4 protein-coding genes are annotated in these 3483 nt (G+C 58.3%); 1 reads left to right on the top strand and 3 read right to left on the bottom strand.

Annotated features, from left to right (window positions below; genetic code table 11):
* Positions 1-787: LysR substrate-binding domain-containing protein (locus EOA86_RS27120; protein ID WP_206630142.1), on the top strand; the 787-nt coding region annotated here is incomplete at its 5' end.
* A 69-nt stretch (positions 788-856) separates the two neighbouring features.
* Here EOA86_RS27120 and EOA86_RS27125 read toward each other — a convergent pair.
* The 3 genes from EOA86_RS27125 to EOA86_RS27135 form a co-directional block, all read right to left on the bottom strand.
* A complete protein-coding gene (locus EOA86_RS27125) occupies positions 857-1222 on the bottom strand; it encodes a hypothetical protein (protein ID WP_245497389.1) in 366 nt (121 codons plus the stop codon).
* Positions 1223-1355: 133 nt separating this feature from the next.
* Positions 1356-2960 (bottom strand): ABC transporter substrate-binding protein, encoded by a 1605-nt coding sequence (locus EOA86_RS27130; protein ID WP_128344503.1) that lies wholly within the window; start codon positions 2958-2960, stop codon positions 1356-1358.
* Between the two features lie 92 nt (positions 2961-3052).
* Positions 3053-3483 (bottom strand): carcinine hydrolase/isopenicillin-N N-acyltransferase family protein (locus tag EOA86_RS27135; RefSeq protein ID WP_245497390.1); only part of this gene is annotated, 431 nt, incomplete at its 5' end.

Raw genomic sequence — 3483 nt, forward strand, 5'->3', positions numbered from 1 at the left:
GGTCCTTACGGCATCCGGCGAACAGCTATTGATGAACGCGCGCCGTGTTCTCGAGGAATTCGACAGCGCACTGTCACGGCTCCAGCTTTATCATAACGGACTGAACGGGGTCGTGAGTGTAGCGGCACTTTCATCGGTCGCGTCCATCATGCTGCCGGCGGTCATTTCCGAATTCCGGAAAGCCAGGCCAAATGTTAGAATTTCAGTGAAGGACGGCTTCGCAGAAGAGGTTGTTCGTTACGTGTCTGACGGACACGTCGATTTTGGCATCACTTCCTTCCCGAAGCGGAAAGACCGACTGATTTGCGAACAGATCGCGGCAGATAGTCTGATATGCGTTTGTTCGAAATCTCACAGATTCGCTGGTCGGGAGACCGTGTCTTGGCACGATTTGGCTGGCGAAGACTTTGTCTCTTTCGATCCATTGAGCAGCGTTCGCGCTTGTGTGGATCGCGCATTGCAGATTGCCGAAATCCAACTCGGGACCATCACGCAAGCTCGGGACGTCGGCACGGTCGCGGGCCTCGTTTCTGCCGATCTAGGCATATCCGTCGTGCCTAGCCTTGTCTTGCCCATGATGCAATTTTGCGAATTCTCCCGGATCAGGTTGGTAGGGCCGGTGGTCGAACGTGAGATCTATCTTGTTTATGATCCGCAGATACCGATGCCTCCAGCCGCCGCGTTTCTTACGGAAATGCTCCGGGAGGGAGCGGTGCGTGGATTCCAGATTCCAACCGGAGCAAGGTGGGCGAACAATCCGAGACGGGATTCGCCAAAGAGGAAATAGAAACTCAGCGACAACATACCTTCTCTTGCTCCAGATGATTTGTCGCACAAATTGAGCTGGAGATTTCGCTTAGCCGCCTGACTTGCAGAGTACGCCACCTCGACGCGGCTCGGCGGCGACGGCTTTCGCTGCTGAGGAGACGTTCTCGGGAAGCTGCAGGTCGCCCCGGCAGGTCCAGAGGAAGACCATTTCGAAGTCCTGCCCGGCACCCTCAGCGATCCCCTCGATCTCGCGCACATAGCGCGGATACGCGGCACGCGCCGCGGATTCCAATGTCTTCAGATAGTCCGATCCGCGCCAGCGGTCGTCCAGTGCTCGTTGTTGCTCGCTGCGCGGCGTGCGTTCGAGGAAACCGGCGCTGGCCCGCCCGAGAGCGAAGCCGATGGAGAAGGCATCGCCCTTGGCGCAGACGCGGGGAATGGAATTTCTGGACATTCGGGGCCTCTGGTTCATTGTGGAGCGCTGTCAAGCATTGGATGGCCAGCGCGAGGACGCGATCGCCCCTCCAGAACGCCGAAGCGAAGGATGGGGGCTTTCATGTTGTGGTTCCTCCAAATGCGCACTGCCCTCAGGCCTTTTGCATGTTCCACATCGGAATACGCAGATGCGGTACCTCGACCAGTCCAGTGAGTGCCTTGCGGCGCGCACTCGGCGAGACAATTTGGCCCAGCCTCACGTCGCCTACGAAGTCCCACCAAATTCTTTGCATTCTGCGAGCGAGGTCCTTGCGTTCTTCGAGCGTTCCGACAACCGCCCACTTAGCTCGAAGTGCTTCATACTCCTCGTTCTTCGGCCAGCCGAACCAGCCGTTCTCGCCACTCGCAGGTAAAAAGATTGCGGAGCTGGGATCGCCTTGGACGTAGTCAGCATCGTCCGTCATGAAGATGCTCCAGCCACCGCTCTCAATGGGGCCCTTGTTCACCCGGCGCGCGACAACCCCGCTCCAGTCGCTCGGTGCAAGTTCGGCATTGACCCCGATCTTCTGCAGCGCGGCCGCCAGAAGCTGCGAGGCGTCCCTGCCTGGCGCCCAGTCCGTGGGCTGGAGAATGACGACCTTCTCGCCCGCGTATCCGGCTTCCTTGAACAGTTTTCCTGCCTTTTCCGGGGCGCCACCCTTTTTGTACCATCCCGTGTTTTCGTCGTTGGAATAGAGTGTGCTGTTCCCAAATATCGAAGTGACGGGTCGGCCGAACCTCGGATCGGGAGCCGTGATGCGCAAAAACGCCTCCTGGTCGATCAAGTGAAGCATCGCTTGGCGCGCCTTCACGTTGTCGAACGGCTTCTGCAGGTGGTTCATACGCAGGCACATGTCGCTGCCCGACTTGTTAAGAACCTGCAATGCAAGGTTCGGATCGCTCTCGATCATGGAGTAAAGATCAGCGGGTGGCTGTGACACGAAATCAACTTCACCCGCTTGCAAGGCCGCCAAAGCCGTTTGGTCATCGGCGATGATTTCCCAGATGACGCGATCGACATTGACAACCTTCCCACCGGCCAATCCGTCAGATGCCTCACTGCGCGGTACGTATTTGTCGTTGCGGTCGTACGTGAAGTTCGCGCCCGGCTTCGCAAGAGCGTGATTGAACTTGAGCGGTCCCGATCCGATATTCGTCGTAACCTGTTCAGTTGCGGGCCGATCAGCGTCCTTCTCGCGCATGATGAACAGCGAGCTTCCTGCTATCGTCGCTAAAATATCGATCAGCAGCCCTAATGGCTCCTTGAGCGTGATGGTGAAGGTCTTCTCGTCCTTCTTCGATATATCGCTGGCTCGCGCCATGATGAGTTGTCCGCCGGAGGCCACTTGGCCCCATCGCCGGATCGACGCCACACAGTCGGCCGCGGTGACGGGCGTACCATCGTGCCAACCCAAACCATCCCGAAGCTCGAAGGTATAGGTCTTCTTGTCATCGGAAACGCCCCACTTCCCTACCATTTGCGGCTGCGGCAAAAGCTTGGAGTCGGTCGCAAATAGCGTATCGTAAATCGCTAGACCATGGATCTGGCTAAAGTCCGTCGTGGTGAAGATCGGATCGAAAACGGTAAGGCCACCCATGGCCATACGGACCGTCCGTTCGGGGCCTGGTAGTGTCTGCGCCCGCAGGACCGAAGGTATTGATAGAGCCGTTCCGGTGGCCAATCCCGTCTTTATAAGGCTGCGTCGAGAAATCGTCATGTCCCAGTTCCCAGTTCCCAGTTCCCCCTTTGAGCCATGGCCCACGAGAGACCAGGCGCCAGATGGCTTACAAGTTCACAGACCGCTCCGATTTACATTACACGCATCGTTCCGTTCAGCGTGCCGAGCGCGTTTGGCGCGGCGTGAACGATCCATTCGACGCGATCGGGGAAAAGCGTGAAAACGCCAATTGCGAGAGTCTGGGCAACATCGTGATGTTGACTCTTGTCGCAGTAAATCGGGGCGGTCTCGTCAAAAAGCACTGCCTCCGGGCCGTCTGCCAGCGCGCCTTCCGCGATCATCCGGTCCGCCGCAGCCTGCCGGTTGCGGGAAGACTGGGTAATCGTCTGCTCCTGACCGTCAAAGTCGCTAAAGATTAGGTGGTTGGCGTGGGCGCGAGGCGACACGGCCTCTCGAACGGCGAAACCGGAGGCCGGCGCCTCGACCGAGAGGAGCCGGCGTGTTTTCGCCTCACCGAGATTGTGATGGAAGCCGCTGGCGCGGTCCTTGCGCTTCAGGATTT

Origin of the sequence: Mesorhizobium sp. M5C.F.Ca.IN.020.32.2.1 (genome assembly GCF_004023105.1) — a bacterium.
GTDB classification, from domain to species: Bacteria; Pseudomonadota; Alphaproteobacteria; order Rhizobiales; family Rhizobiaceae; genus Mesorhizobium; species Mesorhizobium wenxiniae.